At 73.8% G+C, this 25,537-nt stretch carries 21 protein-coding genes; 8 read left to right on the top strand and 13 right to left on the bottom strand.

Annotated elements, in window-relative coordinates:
- Positions 1-11 precede the first annotated feature (11 nt).
- Entirely contained in the window at positions 12-860 is an 849-nt protein-coding gene (locus tag O7603_RS27525) for a class F sortase (RefSeq protein WP_281572640.1), read from the top strand.
- Positions 861-919: 59 nt separating this feature from the next.
- Here O7603_RS27525 and O7603_RS27520 read toward each other — a convergent pair whose 3' ends face one another.
- Positions 920-1,453 carry an HNH endonuclease gene (locus O7603_RS27520; protein WP_281572639.1) on the bottom strand — a complete coding sequence of 178 codons (534 nt, stop codon included), beginning with the start codon at positions 1,451-1,453 and terminating at the stop codon, positions 920-922.
- A gap of 347 nt (positions 1,454-1,800) precedes the next feature.
- Between O7603_RS27520 and O7603_RS27515 the strand changes: the two genes are divergently transcribed.
- From O7603_RS27515 to O7603_RS27505, 3 genes are all read left to right on the top strand, one after another.
- Entirely contained in the window at positions 1,801-2,823 is a 1,023-nt protein-coding gene (locus tag O7603_RS27515) for a mechanosensitive ion channel family protein (protein WP_281576834.1), read from the top strand.
- A gap of 237 nt (positions 2,824-3,060) precedes the next feature.
- A complete protein-coding gene (locus O7603_RS27510; RefSeq protein ID WP_281572638.1) occupies positions 3,061-4,482 on the top strand; it encodes an MFS transporter in 1,422 nt (473 codons plus the stop codon).
- 108 nt (positions 4,483-4,590) lie between these two features.
- Positions 4,591-5,010 (top strand): globin, encoded by a 420-nt coding sequence (locus O7603_RS27505; protein ID WP_281572637.1) that lies wholly within the window; start codon positions 4,591-4,593, stop codon positions 5,008-5,010.
- A gap of 61 nt (positions 5,011-5,071) precedes the next feature.
- Here the strand turns inward: O7603_RS27505 and O7603_RS27500 are convergent, their stop codons facing one another.
- The 4 genes from O7603_RS27500 to ettA all read right to left on the bottom strand — a co-directional run bounded on the left by O7603_RS27500 (position 5,072) and on the right by ettA (position 8,782).
- Positions 5,072-5,656, bottom strand: coding sequence for a YbjN domain-containing protein (locus tag O7603_RS27500; RefSeq protein WP_281572636.1), 585 nt, complete (start codon positions 5,654-5,656; stop codon positions 5,072-5,074).
- A gap of 131 nt (positions 5,657-5,787) precedes the next feature.
- A complete protein-coding gene (locus tag O7603_RS27495; protein ID WP_281572635.1) occupies positions 5,788-6,522 on the bottom strand; it encodes a hypothetical protein in 735 nt (244 codons plus the stop codon).
- A 134-nt stretch (positions 6,523-6,656) separates the two neighbouring features.
- On the bottom strand, positions 6,657-7,103 hold the full coding sequence (locus O7603_RS27490) for a thioesterase family protein (RefSeq protein WP_281572634.1): 447 nt from the start codon (positions 7,101-7,103) through the stop codon (positions 6,657-6,659).
- Positions 7,104-7,105: 2 nt separating this feature from the next.
- Positions 7,106-8,782 carry an energy-dependent translational throttle protein EttA gene (ettA, locus tag O7603_RS27485; protein ID WP_281572633.1) on the bottom strand — a complete coding sequence of 559 codons (1,677 nt, stop codon included), beginning with the start codon at positions 8,780-8,782 and terminating at the stop codon, positions 7,106-7,108.
- Positions 8,783-9,192: 410 nt separating this feature from the next.
- Between ettA and O7603_RS27480 the strand changes: the two genes are divergently transcribed.
- On the top strand, positions 9,193-10,593 hold the full coding sequence (locus O7603_RS27480; protein WP_281572632.1) for a trehalose-6-phosphate synthase: 1,401 nt from the start codon (positions 9,193-9,195) through the stop codon (positions 10,591-10,593).
- A gap of 41 nt (positions 10,594-10,634) precedes the next feature.
- A complete protein-coding gene (otsB, locus tag O7603_RS27475; RefSeq protein ID WP_281576833.1) occupies positions 10,635-13,199 on the top strand; it encodes a trehalose-phosphatase in 2,565 nt (854 codons plus the stop codon).
- 124 nt (positions 13,200-13,323) lie between these two features.
- Here otsB and cobA read toward each other — a convergent pair whose 3' ends face one another.
- From cobA to cobC, 3 genes are read right to left on the bottom strand one after another with little or no spacing between them, the layout of a single operon-like run.
- Positions 13,324-14,553 carry a uroporphyrinogen-III C-methyltransferase gene (gene cobA / locus O7603_RS27470; protein ID WP_281572631.1) on the bottom strand — a complete coding sequence of 410 codons (1,230 nt, stop codon included), beginning with the start codon at positions 14,551-14,553 and terminating at the stop codon, positions 13,324-13,326.
- On the bottom strand, positions 14,550-15,635 hold the full coding sequence (gene cobT / locus O7603_RS27465) for a nicotinate-nucleotide--dimethylbenzimidazole phosphoribosyltransferase (RefSeq protein WP_281576832.1): 1,086 nt from the start codon (positions 15,633-15,635) through the stop codon (positions 14,550-14,552). The genes cobA and cobT overlap by 4 nt, the downstream gene beginning before the upstream one ends.
- Entirely contained in the window at positions 15,635-16,696 is a 1,062-nt protein-coding gene (gene cobC / locus O7603_RS27460) for an Rv2231c family pyridoxal phosphate-dependent protein CobC (protein WP_281572630.1), read from the bottom strand. The genes cobT and cobC overlap by 1 nt, the downstream gene beginning before the upstream one ends.
- Before the next feature lie 132 nt (positions 16,697-16,828).
- Between cobC and O7603_RS27455 the strand changes: the two genes are divergently transcribed.
- Positions 16,829-18,961 carry a transglycosylase domain-containing protein gene (locus tag O7603_RS27455; RefSeq protein WP_281572629.1) on the top strand — a complete coding sequence of 711 codons (2,133 nt, stop codon included), beginning with the start codon at positions 16,829-16,831 and terminating at the stop codon, positions 18,959-18,961.
- A 40-nt stretch (positions 18,962-19,001) separates the two neighbouring features.
- Here the strand turns inward: O7603_RS27455 and O7603_RS27450 are convergent, their stop codons facing one another.
- Together O7603_RS27450 and O7603_RS27445 are read right to left on the bottom strand one after the other, a co-directional pair.
- On the bottom strand, positions 19,002-19,571 hold the full coding sequence (locus O7603_RS27450; protein WP_281572628.1) for a GNAT family protein: 570 nt from the start codon (positions 19,569-19,571) through the stop codon (positions 19,002-19,004).
- A complete protein-coding gene (locus O7603_RS27445) occupies positions 19,568-20,971 on the bottom strand; it encodes a cobyrinate a,c-diamide synthase (protein WP_281572627.1) in 1,404 nt (467 codons plus the stop codon). Before O7603_RS27445 ends, O7603_RS27450 begins: the two co-directional genes overlap by 4 nt.
- Before the next feature lie 166 nt (positions 20,972-21,137).
- Between O7603_RS27445 and O7603_RS27440 the strand changes: the two genes are divergently transcribed.
- Positions 21,138-21,959, top strand: a complete 822-nt coding sequence (locus O7603_RS27440) for an SURF1 family protein (RefSeq protein WP_281572626.1) — start codon at positions 21,138-21,140, stop codon at positions 21,957-21,959.
- 62 nt (positions 21,960-22,021) lie between these two features.
- Here the strand turns inward: O7603_RS27440 and O7603_RS27435 are convergent, their stop codons facing one another.
- The 3 genes from O7603_RS27435 to O7603_RS27425 form a co-directional block, all read right to left on the bottom strand.
- Positions 22,022-23,605, bottom strand: a complete 1,584-nt coding sequence (locus tag O7603_RS27435; RefSeq protein ID WP_281572625.1) for an ATP-dependent DNA ligase — start codon at positions 23,603-23,605, stop codon at positions 22,022-22,024.
- Between the two features lie 124 nt (positions 23,606-23,729).
- The gene (locus tag O7603_RS27430; RefSeq protein WP_281572624.1) at positions 23,730-23,936 is read right to left on the bottom strand and encodes a hypothetical protein; all 207 of its coding nucleotides are present in this window, start codon (positions 23,934-23,936) and stop codon (positions 23,730-23,732) included.
- A gap of 126 nt (positions 23,937-24,062) precedes the next feature.
- Complete coding sequence (locus tag O7603_RS27425; RefSeq protein WP_281576831.1) at positions 24,063-25,415, bottom strand: dipeptidase; 1,353 nt, start codon at positions 25,413-25,415, stop codon at positions 24,063-24,065.
- Positions 25,416-25,537 lie beyond the last annotated feature (122 nt).

The raw sequence follows: 25,537 nt of genomic DNA, 5'->3' as shown, positions 1-25,537 counted from the left end.
CCGGGGGCATCATGGCCCGCTCACCCGCGCGCCGGGCGCGTCCCGGCCACCGCCGGTTCCGGACGGCCACCCGTTCGGTCCTGCGGGCGTCCGGCCGGCTGGTGGTCCGGACCTCGGGCCGGCTGCGCCGCGTCGCCCGGCAGGCGGTCTCCGCCAGCGTCGCGACCACCGACCCGAAGGCGCCGCCGCTGCCGGCCCGGCGACCTCGGAAGCAGACCGGGGTACGCCGCCGGCTCGGCACCGGCGGCGGGCCGGGGGTGCCGGTGGTGGTGATCGCCAGCCTGATGCTGCTGATCGTCGCGCTGCTCGGGGTCGAACGGGTCACCGGGGTGAGCGTGCTTCCGGACCAGCTCAGCGCCGGGCTGCGGCCGCCGCCGAAGAAGTTCCCGGTGCTGCCGGCCAGTCCACCGGTGGGCCTCACCATCCCGGCGATCGACGTCCGGGCACCCGTGCACAACGTGGGCATCGCGGCGGACGGCAGCATCGGCGTGCCGGACGCGGCCAAGGCCCAGGAGGCCGGCTGGTACGACCAGGGCCCGACACCCGGCCAGTACGGCCCGGCGGTGATCGTCGGGCACGTCGACACCACCACCGGACCGGCGGTCTTCCACGCGCTGAAGGGGCTGCGCTCCGGCGACCGGGTGGACGTCCGCCGGGAGGACGGCACGGTGGCGGTCTTCGAGGTGAACTCGGTGCAGCGGTTCGACAAGACGGCACTGCCGGCGGACGAGGTGTTCGGCGACTTCAGCCGCCCGAACCTCCGCCTGATCACCTGCGGCGGACGCTGGGTGGGCGGGGAGACCGGCTACGCGGACAACGTGGTGGTCTTCGCGTCCCTGGTGAAGGCGCGCGGAACATGACTGGACGCGGTCCCGAACTCGACCACCGCCGGCGTCACGCGAGGTGGCGCCCGCCCGCCTCAGGCCGCCTCGGGCTCACGCAGGTCGAGCCAGTCGGCCCAGCGTGGGTCGGGCGCCCGGTGGCCGAGCACCCGCCAGGCGGTGCCCTTGGGCGCAGCGGGCAGCGAGTGCAGCCGCCAACCGAGCTCGGCGGGGGTCTTGTCGCCCTTGGTGTGGTTGCACCGCGCGCAGGCGGCCACGACGTTCTCCCAGGCGTGCCGACCGCCACGGCTGCGCGGGAAGACGTGGTCGATGGTCTCGGCCGGGCCCCGGCAGTAGGCACACCGCCAGCCGTCCCGCGCGAAGATCGCCCGCCGGGACAGACCGACGTGGGTGCGGTAGGGCACCCGGACGAACCGGGTCAGCCGGACCACCGAGGGCACCGGCAGGGCGTCCCGGGCGCTGTGCAGGACGCCGTCGCCGTCGGCGACGCAGACCGCCTTGGCGGAGAGAACGAGGATCGCGGCACGACGCACCGACACGACACACAGCGGCTCGTAGGTGGCATTGAGGACCAGCGCACCGGAGCCCACCATGGGTCGTATGTCAGGCATCGCGATCACCCTCCCGGTTCAGCGGCCTCCTCCGCGCGCCGCCGACCGGGCCCGGGCACGACGGCCCGCGCGGTCGACGCCGGTCGGATCACCGACGTCCGTTGCGCCAATAGTCCCTGATCGGACCCCGGATTGCACGTACTAATCCGGGGTCCCTCATGAAGCGGTTTCCGAGCCTGGCAGGATGACCGGTTTCGCCCCCGTCCGTTCACCCGGACGCAGGGCGGGGCCCGCCCGACGGTCACCCGGCCGTGGGTCGGGTCCGCTCGACCATCACCCGGCGGTGGGTCGGGGGTGGCCCGCCGGACCGGTTACGGTACGAAAGCAGGGTGAGTGCCGCTGGACTGATGCTTCCCGCCCTGAACGCCGCCGCGCCGCCCGACTGCCAGGGCAGCACCTCCTGCGAGTGGCTGTACGACGTCACCCACTCGGCCTGGTTCGCCGAGGGCAGCTACTGGATCCTGCTGAAGCCACTGCGGGTGTTGCTGATCCTCGTGGTGGCGTTCGTGGCCCGGTGGGCACTGCACCGCGCGATCGACCGGCTGGTCCGCACCACCACCGACGCGGGCGTGCCGACGATGCTGCGGCCGCTGCGCGAGCGGATCCCCACCGCGGCCGTCGAACCCGGGGAGTTCGTTCCGGAGCGGCGCCGGCAGCGGGCCGAAGCGATCGGTTCGGTGCTGCGCAGCCTCACCACCGCTTTCATCTTCGGCATCGCGCTGCTGATGATCCTCCGCGAGTTCAGCTTCGACCTGGCCCCGCTGCTGGCCAGCGCGGGAATCGTCGGCGTGGCGCTCGGATTCGGCGCGCAGAGCCTGGTGAAGGACCTGATCGCCGGTCTCTTCATGCTGATCGAGGACCAGTACGGCGTCGGCGACACCGTCGACCTGGGCGAGGCGACCGGTGTGGTCGAGTCGGTGGGACTGCGCGTCACCACGGTCCGGGACGGGCGCGGGGTGCTCTGGTACATCCGCAACGGCGAGATCATCCGGGTGGGCAACAAGAGCCAGGGCTGGGCCCTGGTGGTGGTCGACCTGCCGATCGGCTTCGCCGGCACCGAGGAGGCGACCGCGGTGCTGCGTACGGCGGCGGCCTCGGTGGCGGTGGACCCGGAGTTGGCGCCGGAGATCGTCGAGGCGCCCGAGGTGCTCGGCGTGGAACAGATGACGGTGGACGGGGCGGTGATCCGGACGGTGGTGAAGACGACCGCGGACGGCCAGTTCTCGGTCGGCCGGGAGCTGCGCCGCCGGCTGGCGGAGGCGCTGGAGAACTCGGGGATCACCGCTCAGATCGCCGCCGCTCGGCTGTTCCCGGGCATGCCGTCCCGGCCGCCGGCGGCCGGTGAGACCGGCCGGGGCGGCGCCACCTGACGGGCGGCGAACCAACCGTCGATCCGGGGGGTCGCGGCCGCGCGGCCCCTCAGGTATCGTCCGTTCGTTCAGTCGGAGATGCGACGATCTATCCGTTCGCCCTAGCCAGTTGTCAGACGATCGGGCAGAATCCGGGGCACGCGTTCCCGCCGGAGCGTGCTGGCGTCCTCGCTGATCGGCAGATCTGACGACAGTTCCCGGGCCGACGCCGTCACGAGTGGCTCGCCCTGGGGAACGATGGAGGCGACGGTGTCCGACGAGCGACCCTCACCGGAAGGGCCGGCCACCTTCCGCGAGGTCTTCGCCCAGCGGGAGTTCCGGGCCGTCTTCACCGCGGGTGCGCTCTCCTGGGTCGGCGACTACCTCGCCAAGGCCGCGGTCACCCTGCTGGTCTACCAGGAGACCAAGTCGGTCGCGCTCTCCGCCGCCGCCTTCGCGGTCAGTTACCTGCCCTGGTTGACCGGCGGCCCGTTGCTCGCCGCGCTCGCCGAGCGCTATCCGTACCGGCGGGTGATGGTGGCGTGCGACGTCATCCGCATGGCGCTGATGCTGCTCATCGCCATTCCGGGCCTGCCGGTTCCGGCCGTGCTGGCGCTGCTCTTCCTCACGACCCTGGCCAACCCGCCGAGCCAGGCCGCCAAGTCCGCGCTGCTGCCGCAGATCCTCGCCGGCGACCGGCTGGTCGTCGGGTTGTCGCTCAACGCCAGCGTCGGTCAGGCCTGCCAGGTCGTCGGCTATCTCATGGGCGCCGCGATCGCCTCCCTCGACCCGGTGGCCGCGCTGCTGATCAACGCGCTCACCTTCGCCGCCTCGGCGGTGCTGGTCCGCGTCGGCGTACAGGACCGGCCGCCGGCGCTGAGCCCGGCGCACCGCACCCACCTGCTGCGGGAGACCGCCCAGGGGTTCGAGATCGTGTTCGGCACGCCGGTGCTCCGGGCGATCGCCGTGCTGGTCTACAGCGCGATGCTCTTCTCGATCGTGCCGGAGGGCCTGGCCGCGGCGTGGGCCAACGCCGACGCCGGCGAGCACCTGAACCCGGGCGCCGCGCAGGCCGTCATCATGGCCGCCAACCCGGTCGGCTTCATCCTCGGCGGGCTGCTGGTCGGGCGGGCGGTGGCCCCGGCCCGGCGGCTGGCCCTCATGCGCCCGCTGGCGGTGGTTGCCCCGCTGACCCTCGTGCCCGCCCTGTTCGACCCGCCGCCGCTGGTGGTGGCCCTGCTCGCCGCCGCCTGCGGGTTCGCCGTCGCGGGCATGCTGCCGACGGCCAACGGCCTCTTCGTGCAGGCCCTGCCCGACGCCTTCCGGGCCCGCGCCTTCGGCGTGATGGCCACCGGGGTCCAGGTGATCCAGGGCCTGGCGGTGCTGGTCACCGGGCTGCTCGCCGAGCGCTTCGCGATCCCGACGGTGGTCGGTGTGTGGAGCGCCGCCGGAGTCCTGCTGATGCTCGTGGCCTCCCTGCGCTGGCCCAGCCCGCAGTCCGTGGACGCCGCCGTGGCGGCCGCGGAGGCGTCGAACGCGGGCTCCGGCACGGGGCCGGCGAACGCGCCCGCCGGCACGGGGACGGCCGACGACCCGGCGGCCGTACGGCCGCGCCCGGCCGTCGATCCGGTCAGCGGCCCGCCCGGCGACGGCGGGCGGCGCCGGCACGCGGTCACCTGAGGCCGCGGGCGAGGGCGACCCGGGCGCCGGCCGCGCGGTGACCCGAGGCACAGCCGCGCCGGGTCCTCCCGTACCGCCGCCCCGGAGGGCGCCTGGCAGGATGGAACGGTGAACCCCGCAGGCGGATCCGACAGTTCCCAGCCGTCGACGACCCTCTTCGACGCGATCGGCGGCGAGCCCACCTTCCGCAAGCTGGTGGACGAGTTCTACGCCGGCGTCGCCACCGACCCGCTGCTGCGACCGATGTATCCCGAGGAGGACCTGGGCCCGGCCGCCGACCGGTTCGCCCTGTTCCTGATGCAGTACTGGGGCGGCCCGAACACCTACTCGGCGCAGCGCGGGCACCCGCGGCTGCGGATGCGGCATGCGCCGTTCCGCATCGGCGCGGCCGAACGGGACGCGTGGCTGCGGCACATGCGCCGGGCGGTCGACCGGCTGGACCTGCCCGAGGAGCACGCCACCGCGCTCTGGGACTACCTGGAGCGGGCCGCGTTCTTCATGGTCAACGTGATGGAGGACCCGGCCTGACGGGTCGGCCGGCGCCACCGGGCGCCCGTGGCCACCGCCCGGCCCGGGGCGGGCGGGCGGTTCAGAGCAGGGCGCCCTCGTCGTGCAGCCAGTCCACGAAGCTGGTGGCCACCGCGGCTCCGCAGTCGAGCATCTCGACCAGGAGCGCGTCGTGCGTTCCCGCGCCCAGCGGCACCTGCAACTCGGCGTAGATCGGCAACTGCCCCCGCTCGGTCGGGTCGCCGATGTAGGCCTTGCAGAACCGGCGGGTGTGGTTCCACTCGTTGACCACCCGGTAGGCGCGGTCTGCCCAGTCCGGCGGGACCGTCGCGTGCGGACGCGCCCGCATCACCAGGATCTCGTCCTCCGGCCCCTCGAGGGTGACCAGGACCGCGTGCCGCTCCCACATGGCCAGCAGGTTCCCGTCGCCGTCGGCCAGGTAGCGCACGTCGAGCAGGTCGAGCGCGTCGCAGACCCGGCCCAGGGAGACCGGCTCGACGGTGGCCGGCATCCCGGCGATCACGGGGCGGTCGTTGGCCGTGCAGTCGTCTCCGGGCTGGCGCGGGGTCGGTGGTCCGACCCGGACGGTGCCCTCCACTGTGATCCCGCTTCGACTTTCCGAATCGCCGCCGCCGGCCGTACCCGGGCGCCATGACCACCACGGCATCGCTCGCGCACCTCACTCCCCAGCGGATCCAGTCGCCTACGGTGCGTTGGATCCGAGGATGGACGGTACCCGGACAGCCGGGTTGAAGCATCCCCCCAACGACCGCCCCAAACCAGAAGGATGACCACTGGTCATCCGTTCGGACGACCCCCTAGGGGCGTGAGGGCAAGATCCGTGGCCTTCTGCGACCAGACCGCTCCGTAAGGTCCCACCAGACCGACCCAACGGCCGGCGACCCGCACCTGGACGTCGGCGGGCGGGCGGGGCGCCTCCGGCGGGCCCACGAACCCCATCCGGACCAGCCCCTGGACCAGCCGTTGGGGCACCTCGACCGGCGCGCTCGGCGCATCGTCCGGAGTGACCAGCACGGCAACGTGGTCGAGCAGGGCGTCGCGCAGGGCCCGCTGGCCCACCGCCCGGCCGGCCACGCCGTGCTCCGTGGCGTCACGCAGGGCGCCGGCCGCCGCGTGGGCGATCCGCCACAGTTCGACGGCGGGCAGCGCCTCCACCGGCCGGCTCACCGACGGCGGCAACGGCCACCGCCACTGCGCGTCCCGGCGCGGCGGCAGCGCCGGACCGGACCGTTCCAGCTCGGCCAGGAGTTCGGCGGCCGCGACACTGACGTCGCCCGCCCGCGGCCCCGGCCCAGCGACCGTCCGCACCACCAGCACCTGCCACGGCAGCCGTGCCCAGAGCGCGACGCGGCCGGCGTCGACCGGGCGCAGCCGGACCGGCGCGGCCGGCTCCAACCGGACCAGCCGGGCCAGGAACGCGCCGGCGTCGGCCACCCCGACGATCCCGTGTCCACCGGCCGGAGCCTCGGCGCCGCCCGGCTGGGGCCGGTCGCCGGGCGTCTCGTCGCCCACGCCGGGCGTCGGGACGGCGCTCCGACCGGCCGGGGCGGGCACGGGCCCCGCACCGGCCGCGTCGGGCACCGCGCCCGGACCGGCCGTGTCGGGCGCCGCCGGGACGGCCCCCGGACCGGCCGGATCCGGCCGGGTCACGCGGGCCCGCCGGCCACGACGTAGGGCGACAGGAACTCGCGCTCGGGCCCGGTGAGCCGCCGCGGCAGCTGCCGGTCCAGGTCGAACGGCACCAGCACCGAGCGAGCCCGGCTGGCCAGGACCTCGCCGTCGTACAGCTCGTAGGCGACGGTGAACCGGGACGGCCGGATCTCCTCCACCCACAGCTCGACACGGACCACCGGCGCGGCGTCGACCACGCCCGGGCCCACGTCGTAGCCGACCGGGCGCAGGTAGTCGACCTCGTGCCGGCGGATGACCACACCCTCGCCGAACGAGTCCACCCCGGCCGCCCGGGCACCGGCAAACATCAACGCCACCCGGGCCTCCTCGTACAGTGTGAGGAAGCGGGAGTTGTTGACGTGGCCGAACGCGTCCAGGTCGGACCACCGCAGGGTGCAGTGGTAGACGAACCGGTCGGACATGCTCAGTCGCGGGTCAGCTTGCGGTACGTCACCCGGTGCGGGCGGGCCGCCTCCGCACCGAGCCGGTCGATCTTGTTCTTCTCGTACGCCTCGAAGTTGCCCTCGAACCAGAACCACTTCGCCGGGTTCTGGTCGTCGCCCTCCCAGGCCAGGATGTGCGTGGCGACCCGGTCCAGGAACATCCGGTCGTGCGAGATGACCACGGCGCAGCCGGGGAACTCCAGCAGCGCGTTCTCCAGGCTGGAGAGCGTCTCCACGTCCAGGTCGTTCGTCGGCTCGTCGAGCAGGATCACGTTGCCGCCGATCTTCAGGGTCAGCGCCAGGTTGAGCCGGTTGCGCTCGCCGCCGGAGAGCACCTTGGTCGGCTTCTGCTGGTCCGGCCCCTTGAAGCCGAACGCGGCGATGTAGGCGCGAGACGGCATCTCGACCTTGCCCACCAGGAGGTGGTCCAGCCCGTCGGAGACGGTCTCCCAGACCGTCTTGTCACCGGCCAGGCCGGCTCGGCTCTGGTCGACGTACGACAGGGAGACGGTCTCGCCGACCCGGACGGACCCGTCGGTCGGCTGCTCCAGCCCGACGATGGTCTTGAACAGGGTGGTCTTGCCGACGCCGTTCGGGCCGATGATGCCGACGATGCCGTTGCGGGGCAGCGAGAAGCTGAGGTTGTCGATCAGCACCCGGTCGCCGAACGCCTTCGTCAGCTTGTTCGCCTCGATGACGGTGCTGCCGAGCCGGGGGCCCGGTGGGATCTGGATCTCCTCGAAGTCCAGCTTGCGGGTGTTCTCCGCCGCGGTGGCCATCTCCTCGTAGCGCTCGAGCCGGGCCTTGGACTTGGTCTGGCGGGCCTTGGCGTTGGAGCGGACCCACTCCAACTCCTCGTCGAGGCGCTTCTTCATCTTGGCGTCGCGCCGGCCCTCGACGGAGAGCCGGGCGGCCTTCTTCTCGAGGTAGGTGGAGTAGTTGCCCTCGTAGCCGATGGCCCGGCCGCGGTCCAGCTCCAGGATCCAGCCCGCCACGTTGTCGAGGAAGTAGCGGTCGTGCGTGATCGCCAGCACCGTGCCGGCGTACTTGGCCAGGTGCTGCTCCAGCCACTGCACGCTCTCCGCGTCCAGGTGGTTGGTGGGCTCGTCGAGCAGCAGCAGGTCGGGCGCCTCCAGCAGCAGCTTGCACAGCGCCACCCGGCGGCGCTCACCACCGGAGAGCTTCGTGACGTCGGCGTCCGGCGGCGGGCAGCGCAGCGCGTCCATGGCCAGCTCGAGTTTGGAGTCGATGTCCCACGCGTCGGCGTTGTCCAGCTCCTCCTGGAGCCGGCCCATCTCTTCCATCAGCTCGTCCGAGTAGTCCGTCGCCATCTGCTCGGCGATCTTGTTGAACCGCTCGAGCTTGGCCTTGGTCTCGGCGACCGCCTCCTCGACGTTGCCGAGGACGGTCTTCGCGTCGTTGAGCGGCGGCTCCTGGGCGAGCATGCCGACGGTGTAGCCGGGCATCAGCCGGGCCTCGCCGTTGCTCGGCCGGTCCAGCCCTGCCATGATCTTGAGGAGGCTGGACTTACCGGCGCCGTTCGGCCCGACCACGCCGATCTTGGCCCCGGGCAGGAAGTTCAGCGTCACGTTGTCCAGCACGACCTTGTCGCCGTGCGCCTTGCGCGCCTTTTCCAGGACGTAGATGAACTGGGCCACGGTGCGGGCTACCTCCGTCGGTTGCGATCGCGAGCTTGCGGGCGTGGCGCGGGCCGCGAACTCCGCCCGCCGCCGCCGGCCGGGAGCCGGCCGCACGCACGCCGTCGTCAATCCTGACAGGTACGGCCCGCTCCGCCCACATCACCCCGCCCCGGGGCGTACGTGGCGAGCCGCGCACACCCGGCGGGCGGTGGTCGTCCCACCGGTGAAGCACCACCCGCCGCACGGCGCGGCGCCGTCGGCGCGACGGCTGCTCAGCGGCGCCCCACCAGGCGGTTGTTGGCAAGATCACGATGCGGGTTCGACCGACGTGGGACGGGTAGGGAACTCCGGCACGGGGCCCCAGACGCCGCAGCTACGCTCAGTACGCTCATCGCGGTTGACCCGTCAGCACCCGGAGGTGGCCGAACGTGACCGTCCGCAGCTCCTTTGTCGTAGTGGCGAACCGCCTGCCGGTCGACGAGGTGAGCACACCCGACGGGCGGCAGTGGCGGCGCAGCCCGGGCGGGCTGGTGACCGCGCTGCACCCCGTCCTCGCCGAGCACCAGGGCACCTGGGTCGGCTGGGCCGGTGGCACCGGCGCCGCTCCCGAGCCGTTCGACCTGGAGGGGATCCGGCTGCACCCGGTGCCGCTCAGCGCCGAGGAACTGGAGCGGTACTACGAGGGGCAGTCCAACGCGACGATCTGGCCGCTCTACCACGACGCCGTCGAGACACCGGCCTACAAGCGCCGCTGGCGGGAGGCGTACCGCCTGGTGAACGCCCGGTTCGCGGAGGCCGCGGCGGACGTGGCGGCCGAGGGCGCCACCGTCTGGGTGCAGGACTACCAGCTCCAACTGGTACCGGCGATGCTCCGCGAACTCCGGCCGGACCTGCGGATCGGCTTCTTCCTGCACATCCCGTTCCCGCCGATCGAGCTGTTCATGCAGATGCCGTTCCGCACCGAGATCCTGCGCGGTCTGCTCGGCGCCGACCTGGTCGGGTTCCAGCAGCGGCTGGCCGCGCAGAACTTCGTCCGGCTGGCCCGGCACCTGCTCGGGCTGCGCTACGAGGGGCAGATGATCCAGGTCGACGGCCGGCAGGTGAAGGCCGGCGCCTTCCCCATCTCGATCGACACCCGGGAGATGGAGCGGATGGCCGCCGACCCGGCGGTGCAGGCCCGGGCCAAGGAGATCCGCGAGGAGTTGGGCAACCCGAAGACCATCATCCTGGGCGTGGACCGGCTCGACTACACCAAGGGCATCGAGCTGCGTCTCAAGGCCTTCCGCGAACTCCTGGCTGACGGAAAACTGACAGTGCCGGACGCGGTAATGGTGCAGGTCGCCACCCCGAGCCGCGAGCGCGTGGAGCACTATCAGGCACTCCGAGTCAAGGTCGAACGCGAGGTTGGTCGGATTAATGGCGAATTCGGCAGGGTTGGCGTACCGGCGGTGCATTATCTGCATCAGTCGTACAGTCGCAGTGAGCTAGCCGCGATGTACGTTGCTGCCGACGTGATGATGGTGACCCCGCTGCGAGACGGGATGAATCTGGTGGCCAAGGAGTACGTCGCATCGCGCGCCGACCAGGGCGGTGCGCTCGTGCTCAGCGAGTTCGCCGGTGCGGCCACGGAGCTGCGCCAGGCGTTTTTGTGCAACCCGCACGACCCGGACGCGGTCAAGGACGCCCTGCTGCGGGCCGTGCACGTGGAGAAGCCGGAGGCCCGCCGCCGCATGCGGACGATGCAACGCCATCTGCGTACCAATGACGTCGGCCACTGGGCCAAGTCGTTCCTCACCGAGCTCGGCGTGCCGGAGGCGGAGGCCGCGTGAACACGCCCGTCCCCGGTGGCGCCGCCATCGCCACCGGCGTCATGGACCCGGAACTGCGGGCCGCCATCGGCCGGATCGCCCGGGTCCCCCAGCTCCTGATCGCCTGCGACTACGACGGCACCCTGGCGCCGATCGTCGAGGATCCCAGCAAGGCCGTGCCGCTGCCCGAGTCGGTGGCGGCGGTCCGCGCGCTGGCCTCGCTGCCGCAGACCACCGTGGCGGTGGTCTCCGGCCGGGCGCTGCGCGACCTGGCCGCGCTCTCCCGGCTGCCCAGCGAGGTGCACCTGGTCGGCAGCCACGGCTCCGAGTTCGACATCGGCTTCGTCGAGCGGCTCTCCCCGGAGCTGATCGCCGTGCGCACCCGGCTGCGCGACGCGCTCCGCGAGATCGCCGCGGCCCACCCGGGCGTGCGCCTGGAGCGCAAGCCGGCGAGCGTCGCTGTGCACACCCGCGGGGTCGACCCGCAGGTCGCCGCGGGCGCCATCGAGGCGGTGCGCACCGGCCCCGCCACCTGGGACGGCGTGACCGTCACCCAGGGCAAGGAGGTCATCGAGCTGTCGGTGGTCGCCACCCACAAGGGCACCGCGGTCGACCAGCTGCGCACCCAGCTCTCCGCCAGCGCCGTGCTCTTCATCGGCGACGACGTCACCGACGAGAACGCCTTCGGCAACCTGCACGGGCCAGACGTCGGCATCAAGATCGGCCCCGGCGACACCCAGGCCCAGTACCGGGTCGCCGAGCCGCTCGAGGCCGCACGGGCCCTCGGGCTGCTGCTGGAGACCCGGCGGCACTGGCTCTTCGGCGAGCGGGCGGTGCCGATCGAGCGGCACTCCATGCTCGCCAACGGCCGCACCGTCGCGCTGCTCACGCCCGACGCCAAGGTCACCTGGCTCTGCCACCCCAAGCCGGACTCCGCCGCGATCTTCGCCGACCTGGTCGGCGGCAGCCCGGCCGGCCACTTCACGGTCTCGCCCGAGCGCGAGGGCATCCCGCTCGGCCAGCGCTACCGCAGCGGCACGATGACGGTCGAGACCCGGTGGTCCGGCCTGACCGTCACCGACTGGCTGGACAAGCCGGCGCGGGAGACCACCCCGGACGGGCCGGCGATCATGTCCGGCGACTCGACCCTGGTCCGGGTGCTCACCGGGACCGGCCGGGCCCGGATCGACTTCGCCCCGCGACCCGAGTTCGGCCAGGTGGCGGTGCAGTTGCAGCCGCTCGGCGACGGCCTGCTGGTGCTGGGCTCGAACGAGCCGATCGCGCTCTACTCGCCCGGGGTCGAGTGGGAGATCGTCAGCGACGGTGGCGTATACGAGTCGGCCAAGGCGGTCGTCGACCTCCGGGCCGCCGGCGGGCAGGTCGTCCTGGAGCTGCGCTTCGGCACCCACAGCCTAGAGCACCACGAGCTGCCGGTACACGAGCGCCAGGCCGCGGCCGAGCAGCCGTGGAAGGACTGGGTGGCCTCGCTCCGGCTGCCCACCACCGCCCGCGACCTGGTGGTCCGCAGCGCGCTGACGCTGCGGGGGCTCTGCCACGAGCCCACCGGCTCGATCCTGGCCGCCGCGACCACCTCGCTCCCGGAGGAGCTGGGCGGCGTCCGCAACTGGGACTACCGCTACTGCTGGCTGCGCGACGCCGCGCTGACCGCCCGGTCGCTGGTCGACCTCGGATCAACCGAGGAGGCCGAGGGGTTGCTGCGGTGGATCGACGGCGTCGTCGAGCGCACCGGTGGGCACCCCGAGCGGCTGCACCCGCTCTACACGGTCGACGGGTACGAGCTGGGCGCCGAGGCGGTCATCGACACGCTGCCCGGCTACGCCGGCTCCCGGCCGGTCCGGGTGGGCAACCTGGCCAACCACCAGCTCCAGCTGGACGTCTTCGGCCCGGTCGCCGACCTGATCGCCGCCGTGGCCGACCTGCGCGGTTCGGTCCGGGAGACCGAGTGGCGGGTGCTGGAGTCGATGGTCGAGGCGGTCAACCGCCGCTGGCACGAGCCCGACCACGGCATCTGGGAGGCTCGCCTCCCACCGCGGCACCACATCTTCTCCAAGGTGATGTGCTGGCTAACCGTCGACCGGGCCCTGCACGTCATGCGCCAGCACGGCGGCGAGGACCGGCCGGAGTGGGTGGAGCTGCGCGACCGGATCGCCGACAACGTGCTGGAGCACGGCTGGCACGAGCACGCCGAGGCGTACAGCGTCGCGTACGGGGACGAGGACATGGACGCCTCGTCGCTGTGGATCGGCCTCTCCGGGCTGCTCCCGGGCGACGACCCGCGCTTCCTCTCCACCGTGTTGAAGATCGAGGCTGATCTGCGCAGCGGCCCGGTCGTCTACCGGTACCACTGGGACGACGGCCTGCCCGGCCGCGAGGGCGGCTTCCACATCTGCACGGCCTGGCTGATCGAGGCGTACCTGCGCACCGGGCGGCGCACCGACGCCGAGGAGCTCTTCGTGCAGATGATCGACACCGCCGGCCCGACCGGGCTGCTCCCCGAGCAGTACGACCCGCTGGCCGAGCGCGGGCTGGGCAACCACCCGCAGGCCTACAGCCACCTCGGCCTGGTCCGCTGCGCCCTGCTCCTGGACAACATGCTGAAGCAGTAACCCCCGACCCCTCCCCACCCCCACCCCTCCCCGTCGATCTCGCACTGTCGGCCCTCGACTCGCGGACCTTGTCTGGAACGTCGGGGCACAACCTGCAAGATCGCGGGAAGGGTGGGGGTCAGGGTCAGGGGGTCAGGGTGTTGACCACGTCGCCGACGACCACCACGGCCGGCGGGCGCAGGCCCGCCGCGACGACGTCGGCGGCCACCGCGCCCAGGGTCGACCGGAGCACCCGCTGGGACCCCGTCGTACCCTCCTGCACGACCGCCGCCGCGGTGTCCGCCGCCCGTCCGTGCGCGACCAGGGTGGCGGTGATCGCGGCCAAATTCTTCAGTCCCATCAGGATCACCAGGGTGCCGCGCAGGCCGGCGAGCGCGTCCCAGCGCACCAGGGAGGCCGGTGAGTCCGGCGCGACGTGCCCGGAGACCACGGTGAACTCGTGCGCCACCGCCCGGTGGGTGACCGGAATGCCGGCCGCCCCGGGGGCCGCGATCGAGCTGGTCACGCCGGGCACCACGGTCACCGGGACGCCGGCCTCGGCACAGGCGAGCAGCTCCTCCCCGCCACGGCCGAAGACGTACGGGTCGCCGCCCTTGAGCCGGACCACGAACGCCCCGGCCCGCGCCCGGTCGACCAGGATGCGGTTGATCTCCTCCTGGGCCCGGGCCGGCCCGTACGGGATCTTGGAGGCGTCGACCAGCTCCACGTCGCCGCGCAGCTCGTCGAGGAGCAGCCCGGGCACCAGTCGGTCGGCGACCACCACGTCCGCCTCGGTGAGCAACCGCCAGCCCTTCACGGTGATCAGCTCGGGATCACCCGGCCCCGCGCCGACCAGCGCCACCCGGCCGCCCGTCCTGGCACCGGCGATCGCCTCCGCCGCCGGCTCCGTCAACGGGCCCCGCCGGGCGTCCAGGAGGTCGCGGACGGCGTCGCGGACGGTCATCGCGCGGCGCGGGTCGCCGCCGCCGAGCACGGCGACGGTCACCGGCCCGTGCCGGGTCACCGCCGGGGTCCAGGCGGTCGCGGCCGCCCGGTCGTCGGCGCGTACGCAGAAGACACGCCGCTCGGCCGCGGCGGCGCTGACCGACGCGGCGGCCAGCGGATCGTCCACCGCCACCTGGACCAGCCAGGCCCCGTCCAGGTCGCCGGGCGCGAACCGCCGCGCCGCCCAGTGCAGCCGCCCGGCGTCGGCGTGCGCGCGCAGCGCCGGGGTCAGCTCGGGTGCGACCAGCAGGACGTCCGCGCCGGCGTCCAGCAGCGCCGGCACCCGCCGGGTGGCCACCGCTCCCCCGCCGACCACGACCACCCGTCGCCCCGCGAGCCGCAGACCGAGGGGGTACGGATTCGGGGTCACTTCTCGGCCACCCCGGCGGAGTCGAAGGTGGCGACCTCGTGCAGCACCCGGACCGCGCCGGTGACCACCGGCAGCGCGAGCAGCGCGCCGGTGCCCTCGCCGAGGCGCAGCCCGAGGTCGATCAGCGGGTCCAGGCCGAGCCGGCGCAGCGCCAGGGTGGCGCCGGGCTCGGCCGAGCGGTGCCCGGCGACCATGGCGCCCACCGCGTCCGGGGCGAACGCCGCGGCGGCGAGCGCGGCGGAGACCGCGATCACCCCGTCCAGCAGCACCGGGATCCGGCGCGCGGCGGCGCCGAGGATCAGCCCGGTCAGCGCGGCGTGCTCGAGACCGCCGACGGCGGCCAGCACACCCAGGGGATCCGCCGGGTCCGGCCGGTGCCGGCCCAGCGCGGTCCGCACCACCTCGATCTTGCGCCGGTACGTCGGGTCGTCCACACCGGTGCCGCGTCCGGTCGCCGTGGCCGGCTCCGCCCCGGTGAACGCGGCGATCAACGCGGCGGCCGGCGTGGTGTTGCCGATGCCCATGTCCCCGGTGAGCAGGATGCCGGCGCCGGCCGCGACGAGGTCGTCGGCGATCCGGATCCCGGTCTCCACGGCGGCCCGGGCCTCGTCCCGGGTGAGCGCGGCGGTCACCGCGAGATCCCGGGTGCCGGCCCGGACGGTGGCGTTCACCAGCCGGGGCGCGGCCGGGTCGAGCACGGCCGGGGCGTCGCCCGCCGGGGCGGGGACCGGGGTGGCCACGCCGACGTCGACCACCGTGACAGCGGCGCCGGCCTGCCGGGCGAACGCGTTGACCACCGCGCCGCCGGCCAGGAAGTTGCCGATCATCTGCGCGGTGACCTCCTGCGGCCAGGGCGTCACGCCCTGGGCGTGCACGCCGTGGTCGCCGGCGAAGATCGCTACGGCGGCCGGCTCGGGCAGCGGCGGGGGACACTGCCCGGCGAGGCCGGCGAGGCGTACGGACAGCTCCTCCAGGGCGCCGAGCGACCCGGCCGGCTTGGTGAGCCGGCCGTGCAGCTCCCGGGCGGCGGCCATCGCGGGCTCGTCCAACGGCCGGATCGCCGCGATCGTGGTCTCCAGCATCATGCCTCCAGAATCTCGCCCAGTACCCGGATGAACGCGTCGGTGGTGGCCGGGTCCCGGACCGCCACCCGCAACCAGTCCGGCCCGAGGCCGGGGAAGGTGTCGCCCCGGCGCACGGCCCAGCCACGCTCCCGCAGGGCGGCGCGGAGGGCGGCGGCGCCGGGCCGGTGGATGAGCACGAACGCGCTGGCCGGTCGTCCGGCGACGCGTACGCCCGGCAGGTCGGCGAGGCGGGCGACCAGGTGGTCGCGGTCGGCGGCGAGTTGCGCGGCGATGGCGCGCTCGGCCTCGACGGCGACGGGCGTGGCGCACGCGGCGGCGGCCGCCAGCGCGGGCGTGGAGACCGCCCAGAGCGGCTGGACGGCGGCGAGCCGGGTGAGCAGCTCCGGCGCGCCCAGCAGGTAGCCGATCCGCAGCCCGGCGAGCCCCCAGGTCTTGGTGAGGCTGCGGACCACCAGCAGGCCGGGCAGGTCCCGGCGGCCGGCGAGGGACTCCGGCTCGCCGGGGCGGCCGGGGGTCGCGGTGGTGTCCGCGAACGCCTCGTCGACGACCAGCACCCGACCGGGCCGGGCCAGCGCGGCCAGGGTGTCCGCCGGGTGCAGGACGGAGGTGGGGTTGGTCGGGTTGCCGATCATCACCAGGTCGGCGTCGGCGGGCACCCGGGCCGGATCGAGGCGGAAGTCGTCCGCGGCGTCGAGCAGGACCCGCTCCACTCGGTGGCCGGCGGCCCGGAGCGCGGCCTCGGGTTCGGTGAACTGCGGATGCACCACCACCGGCCGGCGTACCCCGCGCAGGGCCTGGGCGAGCAGCACGAACCCCTCGGCGGCGCCGGCGGTCAGCAGTACCTCGTCCGGAGTACGGCCGTGCCGGGCGGCGACGGCGGCCCGGGCGGGCGCCGGGTCCGGATAGCGGGCCAGGTCGGTCAGGGTGGCGGCGATCGGCCCGGCCAACCACGGCGGCAGCGGCGCCCGGCGGACGTTGACCGCGAGGTCGACCAGCCCCTCCCCCACCTCCGCGTCGCCGTGGTGGGCGAGGTCGGGCTCGCTCGGCTGACCACGCATGTCCGCGATCCTGCCGGGAAGGCGGCGTGCGGGACAGCGGATCACGGCGTGGGACACGTCACGGCCGGACGCCCGTCCGCCCGTTTATGAATTCTTCTCATTTCCGAATCGGAAATGTCATAGCTTGACCTTGTGAGCAACCGACCCCTTGCTGCCGCTGGTCGTCTCGTTCCTCTCCTCCGCGCCGGGCTGATCGCCGGCATCGTGATCGCCGCCGTCGCTTATCCCCTGGTCGCCTTCACCGGGTTGGGCGCGAAAGCCACCGCGCACGCCGTGGAGCACAAGACCAAGCTGTTGACCACCGCCCTGCCGGCGGAGACGTCCTATCTCTACGCGCCGGACGGCAAGACCGTCCTGACGATGTTCTACGAGGAGTACCGGCAGTACACCAAGCTGTCGGACATGTCCCCGAACATCCAGCAGGCCATCGTGGCGGCCGAGGACTCCCGCTTCTACCAGCACAAGGGCGTCGACCCGAAGGGTGTCGCCCGTGCGTTCGTGGCCAACGCCCGCTCCAGCGGGGTGTCCCAGGGCGCGTCCACGCTGACCATGCAGTACGTCCGGATGGCCCTGCGGGACAGCGCGACGACTCCGAAGGAGGTCCAGGAGGCCACCCAGCAGACCAGCCTGCGCAAGGTCAAGGAGATGCGCATGGCGCTGGACCTGGAGAAGGAGTTGAGCAAGGAGGACATCCTCGAGCGCTACCTGAACTCCGCGTACTTCGGCCACCGGGCGTACGGCATCTACGCGGCCAGCGAGATCTTCTTCTCCAAGACTCCGAAGGACCTCACCCCCGTCGAGGCGGCCACCCTCGCCGGGCTGGTCAAGTCCCCCAGCGAGTACGACCCGGCCTCGTCGGACCAGAAGGACGCCACCGCGCGGCGCAACTACGTGCTGGACCGGATGAGCCAGCTCGGCTACCTGTCACCGGACGCCGCCGCGGCGGCCAAGGCGGAGCCGATCCGGCTGAAGCTGACCGACCCGCCGAACGACTGCGCCGCGATCCCGGAGAAGTTCAACAGCTGGGGCTTCGCCTGCGACTACCTGAAGAACTGGTGGAGCTCGCAGCCGGCGTTCGGCGAGAACCGGCTGGAGCGGATGGACAAGCTGCGCCGCGGCGGCTACCGGATCGTGCTCAGCATCGACCCGAAGATCCAGGACGCGGCGGAGAAGAACGTCGGCGCCAAGGAGGCCACCGGCAGCCCGTTCGCCAACGGCATCGTGGTCTCCGAACCGGGCACCGGGCGGGTGAAGGCCATGGCGGTCAACCGGACGTACTCGCTGGACCTGAGCGAGAACCCGCAGAGCTCGAACCCGGAGGCCGGGCCGAAGGTGAAGGCGAACTACCCGAACACGGTGGCGCCGCTGCTCGGCGGCGGCGACCTGCCGGGCTACCAGGCCGGGTCGACGTTCAAGATGTTCCCGATGCTGGCCGCGCTTAACTCGGGGATGACCCTCTCCACCTCGTTCAACGCCCCGTACCGCTACCAGTCGAAGGTCTTCGACAACTGGGCGCCGTCCAACGCGAGCGGGGCGATGAGCGGCCAGCAGACCATGTGGTCCGGGTTCGGCAAGTCGGTCAACACGTACTTCGTGTGGCTGGAGGAGCAGATCGGCGCCGAGGCGGGCGTCCGGCTGGCCGAGCAGCTCGGGCTGCGCTGGCGCACCGACGTCGACCGGGACCAGGCCTCACCGGCGAAGGTGAAGAAGTGGGGCGCGTTCACCCTGGGTGTCTCCGACGCGACACCGCTGGAGATGGCGAACGCGTATGCGGCCATCGCCGCCGACGGCCGGTACTGCGAGGCGATCCCGGTGCAGGCGATCATGAACCGGGACGGCACGCCGACGACGTACACCACCGCCGGGGGCATCGCCCGCGAGGTCGCCAAGCCGCGCTGCCGGCAGGTCGTGAGCGCCGACGCCGCCCGGGCGGCCACCGACGCGGCCCGCTGCCCGACCGGCGACACCCCGGCCCGCGGGGGATGCGGTGGTTGGTCGACGGCGGACAGCGTCCGGGGCACCGTCGGGCGGCCGGTGGCCGGCAAGACCGGTACCACGGACAGCACCCGGTCCGCCTGGTTCGTCGGCTACACCCCGGAACTCGCCGCGGCGAGCTTCATCTCCGACCCGGACAACCCGTTCAACGCGGTCGGTGACGGTCAGTCCCAGGTGCCGATCGCCGCGGTCTCCGAGACGCTCCGCGACGCCCTGAAGGGCAAACCCACCCGCCAGTTCACCCCACCCTCCGACGCGATAGTCGGCTGACCCGGCCGGGTCGGCGGAGGCCTCCGCCGACCCGTGCGGGTCAGCGGAGGTCGGCCGCCACGAAGGACCAGAGTTCCAGGTCGGCCCGGGCACCCCGGACGTAGCCGGCGTTGCGGAGCAGGCCCTCGTAGCTGAAGCCAGCCTTCTCGGCCACCCGCCGGGACGCGGTGTTGCCCGGCGCCACCCGCAGCTCGACCCGTTGGAATCCATGTTCGAGGATCAGCGCGATGGCCACCGCGTCCACCGCCTCCGCGGTCAGCCCGAAGCCGCGGGCGTGCGGGGCCATCGCGTACGAGATCTCGGTGAGCCGGGCGCCCCAGTCGGTACGCCGGGTCCACAGGCAGCCGACGAGGGCGCCGTCCTCCCGGCGGACCACCCCGTAGTGGTCGCCGTCCCCGCTGTCCCGGCGCTGCCGCGCCAGGTCGGTGCACCAGGCGTGGCCGTCGATCGGGCCGGAGTCGTCGGCCAGCGGCAGCCAACGCCGGGTCAGCTTGTCGGCGAGGATCTCCCCGGCCGCCGCGGCGTCCGTGGCCGCCAACTGCCGCACCTCCGTGCGCGGGGTGGAGACGGTCAGCGTCGGGAAGCGGCGTACCGCGACCTGACCGGTCACGCCGGCACCCCGCCGGGCCCGGCCGGCACCGCCTCGGGCGCGGGATCGCCGAGCGCCGCCGACACCAGCCGGCCGGCGATGTCCGGGTAGCCGGCCCAGTGCACGGTGAGCTGGGAGGCGTGCACGTTGCGCCAGACGAAGCCCTCCGGCGTGCCGCCCTCCCAGCTCCACGCCGGCCGCTGACCGGCCCGCGGGTTGAGCACGGCACGGTGCTCCTTGTGCCCCACCAGCACCGCGCCCTGCGGGGCGAGAACGCTGTCGGTCTGGGCGGTCGCCTCCCGGTAGCCGACCACCACGCCGTCGCGGCTCGCGCCCACCGCGTCCAGCACTCCGCACATCGGCAGCCCGTCCAGCTCCCGAGCCAGCCAGAGCAGCCCCGTGCCCTCGGCGACCACCGGCCGGCCGGTGCGCGCCAGTTCGGCCACCGCGATGCAGAGCTTGCGGTTGGCCGACAGCTGCTCGGCGTACGACTCGGGGAGCCCGCCGCCGACGACCAGCGCGCGAGTGCCGGCGGGCAGCGCCTCGTCGCGCAGCGGATCGACGGTGACCACCTCGGCCCCGGCGGCCCGGAGCAGCTCGGCCGTCTCCGGTGGGCTGTAGCTGCCGCCGGGCGCGCCGGCGAGCGCGATCAGCGGCGGCGCCGCCGCGGCCACCGGGGCGCCGAGCGCGTCCTCCGGCGACCAGGCGGTGCCCGGCAGCGCCGGGGCGGAGCGGGCCAGCCCGAGCAGCCGCTCCAGGTCGACCGTGGCGGCGACCGCCTCGCCCAGCCGGCGGACGGCGCGGGCCGCCTCGGCGGAGCCACCGATGGCCGGCACCACGCCGAGCCGGCGGCTCGGGAGCACCGGGGGCAGGTCCTGGCGGCGCAGGGCGCCGTAGACCGGCACATCGATGTCGTCGAGCGCCTCGCGCAGCATCGCCTCGTGCCGGGAGGAGGCGACCCGGGTGAGGATCACCCCGCCGAGCCAGAGCTGCTCGTCGAACGAGCGGAAGCCGTGCACCAGGGCGGCGGCCGACTGGCCCATCGCGCCGACGTCGACGACCAGCACGACCGGACTGCGCAGCGCGGTGGCCACGGCCGCCGTCGAGTCGCGCTCGGGGTGGCCGGTGACGCTGTCGTACAGGCCCATGCTGCCCTGCACCAGGGCGAGTTCGGCGCCCGCGGCGCCGTGCGCGACCAGCGGGGCGAGCCGGTCGGCGCCGACCAGCCGGGGGTCGAGGGTGCGCCCGGGCCGGCCCGAGGCCAGCCCGAGGTAGCCGGCGTCGACCTGATCCGGCCCGATCTTGAACCCGGCGACCGCCATGTCGCGGTCCGCGAGCGCGGCGAGGAGCCCGATCGCCAGCGCGTTCTTGCCGTGCCCGGAGGACGGCGCGCTGAACACCAGGCGCGGCACGACGGTCATCATCGACTCCTCGTGGGCGGCGGGGGTACGCGGCAGAGGACCGCGGCGGCGGTCCGTCCGGTGACCATACCGGTCCCCGCCGATACGCGAGCGGTACGGCGTGCGCCTGTCGCGCAGGTGGACCCGGGCCGTCGCGGACAGTGGTTCCGGTCATACGGGTAGCCTCGTGGCTGTGTACCGGTTCCTGCTGACGCCGCGCTGGCTGGGCATCCTCGCGCTGACCCTGGTCGCCGCGGCCGTGATGGTGTGGTTGGGCAACTGGCAGCTGGACCGCTACCACGGACGCACCGAGGTCAACGAGCGGATCGACGCCGGCCTGCGGATGGCGCCGGTGCCGATGCGCGACGCGCTGTCCGCCCCGAGCGGCGGGCCGGGCACCGCCGGCCCGGCCCCGGCGGAGGAGAAGGTCTGGACCCGGGTCACCGTCACCGGGCGGTACGACCCGACGAACACGGTCCTGGTCCGCGGCCGGACGGCGGACAGCAAGGTCGGCTTCGAGGTGCTCACCCCACTGGTGCTGAGCGACGGCACCGCCGTGCTGGTCGACAGGGGCTGGATCCCGCCGGCGCCGGGCGGGGCGACCGCCCAGCCGCAGGTGCCCGCCGCCCCGTCCGGTGACGTGACAGTGGTCGGCCGGGTGCACGAGACCGAGAGCGGCGCGGACGCGGTGAACCGCCGCGACGGTCGGCTGGAGACCCGGCGGATCGGCGTGCCGCGGCTGGCCCGCGAGCTGCCCTACCCGGTCTACGGCGCGTACCTGCTGCTGGACGAGCAGACCCCGGCGGCCGACCCGACCTTCGTCGCGGTGCCGGTCGGGCACGCCAACAACTGGCAGAACTTCGGCTACGTCGTGCAGTGGTGGCTCTTCGCCGTGATGACGCTCGTCGGCTACGGCTGGGCGGCCCGCCGGGAGGCCCGCCGGGCCGCCGGCATCGAGCCCCGGCCGGTCGACCGGGCCGCCGAACCAACGCCGAGCACCCCGGCCTGACCCGCCTCGGGCCTGATCGCGCCGCCGGCGCGGCGACGCCCTGATCCCGGCTCGAGCGCCGCTCAGCCGGTGGGCCGGCCGGCGTGGAGCGCTCGCACCGCGTCGATCGTGTCCGCCTCGGCGGCCGTCTTGTCATCGCGGTAGCGCACCACCCGGGCGAACCGCAGCGCCATCCCACCCGGGTAGCGGGTGCTGGTCTGCACCCCGTCGAACGCGATCTCGACGACCTGCTCGGGACGGACCCGGACCACCCAGTCGCCCTTCTCCACGGCCAGCTCCAGGAACCGTTCGGTCTGCCAGCGCAGCAGCTCGTCGGTGAGGCCCTTGAACGTCTTGCCGAGCATGACGAACTCGCCGGTGCGCGGATCGCGGGCGCCGAGGTGGAGGTTGGAGAGCCAGCCCTGGCGCCGGCCGCTGCCCCACTCGACCGCGAGGACGACCAGGTCGAGGGTGTGCCGGGGCTTGACCTTGACCCAGGCCGCGCCGCGCCGCCCGGCGTCGTAGGGCGCGTCCAGCGCCTTGACCACGACCCCCTCCTGGCCGGCGTCGACCGCCGCGGCGTACGCCGCGCCGGCCTGCTCCGGACCGTCGACCTCGATCCGTCCCACCAGCAGCGACTCGTCGACCGCGCCGGCCAGCACGGCCCACCGCTCCCGGCCGGGCCGGTCGATCAGATCCTCGCCGTCGAGGTGCAGCAGGTCGAAGAAGTAGGGCGTCAGCACCGCCTCGCCCGTCGTCTCGGCGGCGGCGAGCACCGCCGGGGCGACCGGCGCCCGGCCCGTGGTGCTCGGCGTGGTGCGCCGGGCCGCCCGGCTCGACGTCTGCTGGAACGGCAGCGGCCGGCCGGTCTCGTCCAGCCCGATCGCCTCACCGTCGAGCACCAGCTCCCGGGCGGGCAGCGCGCGCACCGCGGCGACCACCTCGGGCACCCGGGCGGTGATGTCGTCGAGGCTGCGGGTGAAGACGGCGATGTCCTGGCCGGAGCGGTGCACCTGGATCCGGATGCCGTCGAGCTTGACGTCGACCATCGCCGGCACGCCGGTCGCGGCGAGCGCCTCGTCGACCGAGGGCGCGCTCTGCGCCAGCATCGGCGCGAGCGGGCGCCCCACCCGAAGGCCGAACCCGGCCAACGCGGCGGCACCCCCGTCGAGCGCGGCCACCGCGACCGCCCGCAGGTCGCCGGCGAGCAGCAGGGCCCGCCGGACGGTGGCCACCGGCACGTCGGCGGCCCGGGCGACCGCGTCGGCCAGCAGCCCGAACTGGGCGCCCTGCCGCAGCTCGCCACTGAACAGCCCGGTGAGCAGTCGCTGCTCGTCGGCGGTGGCGGCGCCGTAGAGCGCACCGAGCAGCGCCCGGCGGCGGGCCTGCGAACCGGGACCGTGCACACCGGCGATCTCGTCGATCGCCGCGTCGACAGCGGCCACGGTCAGCGTCGACTCGTCGGCCGGCGGCGGCAGGTCGCGGAGACTCGCGTAGCCGACGCCGGTCTGCCGCTGGCGCAGCTCGCCGGCGAGCCAGCCGGCGCCGGCCGACACCTCGGCCGGGTCGAGTGCCCGCAGCGCGCCGGCCAGCAACTCCACCTTGGCCCGTCGGCCGCTGGTGGCGGCCACGGCGGCGGAGGTGGCTGCCAGATCGAGGAACCGCACGGGTTCATCCTGCCAGCCACCCCCGACACCTCCGGGGCATTGCGGTGCCCGGTCGCCGGAGTCGCCCGTCCCCCGACGGACGCCGACCCGCTGGCCGGGGGCCGCCGGGGCGGGTGCGCCGCGGTCAGGCCGAGACCGGCTCCTCGATCCGCAGCCCACGGGCACGGACCTCGTCGGCGACTCGCGTGAGCGTCGAGTCGAGCGTGACCAGGGCGGCGGAGAGCTCACCGAGCTGTTCCTTGAGCGTGTCCTCGGGCCACGCGGAGACGTCGACGTCCCCCAGAGCGCTGACGGCGGCCTGCAACCGGGCCATCACCTCGTTCGTACTCATGTTCGAAAGGCTATAACAGCCCCGCGCCCGACACACCGCAAACTCCCAGATCGACCGGGACGTTACGGTTCCGACGCACGGGGCGTGTGTCGACGTCCCGGCCGAGGCGAGTCGAGCAGGCGAGCCCTAGCTCCGGCCCGCGCCCGCCTCGGCCACCTTGCCGAGCAGCAGCGCCTCGGCGAGGCACACCTTGGCGAACTCACCCAGGTGCAGGCTCTCGTTCGGCCCGTGCGCCCGGGCGTGCGGGTCCTCCACGCCGGTCACCAGGATCGCCGCCTCCGGGAACATCTCCTGGAAGGTGGCGATGAACGGGATCGAGCCACCCACGCCCATGTCGATCGGATCGGTGCCGTCCCACGCGGTCCGGAAGGCCGACCGGGCGGCGTCGAACATCGGGCCGGTCGCGTCGATGACACACGGGTCGCCGTCGTGCTCGATGCTCACCGTCACCTGCGCGCCCCACGGCGCGTGCTTCTCCAGGTGCGCGCGCAGGGCCGCGTACGCCCGCTTCGGGTCGTCGCCCGGCGCGAGCCGCACGCTGAGCTTGGCCTTCGCGGCCGGAACCAGCGCGTTCGGCGCCTCACCGGTGGCCGGTGCGTCGATGCCCAGCACCGACAGCGCGGGCTTCGTCCAGAGCCGGTCGGTGATCCGGCCGGTGCCGATGAACGAGACGCCCTCGGCGAGCCCCGCCTCGACGCGGATCCGGTCCTCCGGGTAGTCGACGGTGGCGCCCTCCCGCCCGACCAGTCCCTCGACGGCCACGTCACCGGCCTCGGTGTGCAGAGTGGCGAGCAGCCGGACCAGCGTGGTCAGCGCGTCCGGGACGGCGCCGCCGAACATCCCGCTGTGCACCGCGTGGTCCAGGGTCCGGACCTCCACGAAGCTGTTGACGATGCCGCGCAGCGAGGTGGTCAGCGCCGGTACGCCGATGTCCCAGTTGCCGGAGTCGGCGATCACGATGACGTCCGAGGCGATCTCGTCGCGGTGCTCGGCGAGCAGCCGCTCCAGCGAGTCGGAGCCGTACTCCTCCTCGCCCTCGATGAACAGGACCACGCCGACCGGGAGGCGGTCACCGTACGCGCGCAACGCCGCCACGTGCGCCATGATGCCGGCCTTGTCGTCGGCCGCGCCCCGACCGTAGAGCCGGCCGTCCCGCTCCACCGGCTCGAACGGGTCGGACTCCCACAGCGACAGGTCACCGACCGGCTGGACGTCGTGGTGGGCGTAGAGCAGCACCGTCGGCGCACCGGGCGGGGCCGCCTTCTTCCCGATCACCGCCGGCTGCCCGCCGGAACGGGCGATGGCGACCTCCAGCCCGCAACCGCGCAGCAACTCCGCCACCGCCTCGGCAGAGCGCTCCACGTGTGAGTGGTCGAAGCCCTCGAACGCGATGCCGGGGATGCGGACGAGGCGTTCCAGGTCGGCGCGGACCCCGGGCAACTCCCGCTCGACGGCGGCCCGGATCTCGGACTCGGACATGATCGGTGTGGTCATGACCGGCATCGTATGCCGGCCTTACCCGACGAGGGCGCCCTGGTCACGGATCCGCAGGTGGCCCGTTCGGGGCGGCGCGGTCGACGAGCGGCCCGGTCGACGGACGG

The organism is Micromonospora sp. WMMD812, assembly GCF_027497215.1.
Lineage (GTDB): Bacteria > Actinomycetota > Actinomycetes > Mycobacteriales > Micromonosporaceae > Micromonospora.
The sequence above is the reverse complement of the archived record's forward strand: the minus strand, read 5'-3'. Positions and strand labels throughout refer to the sequence as shown.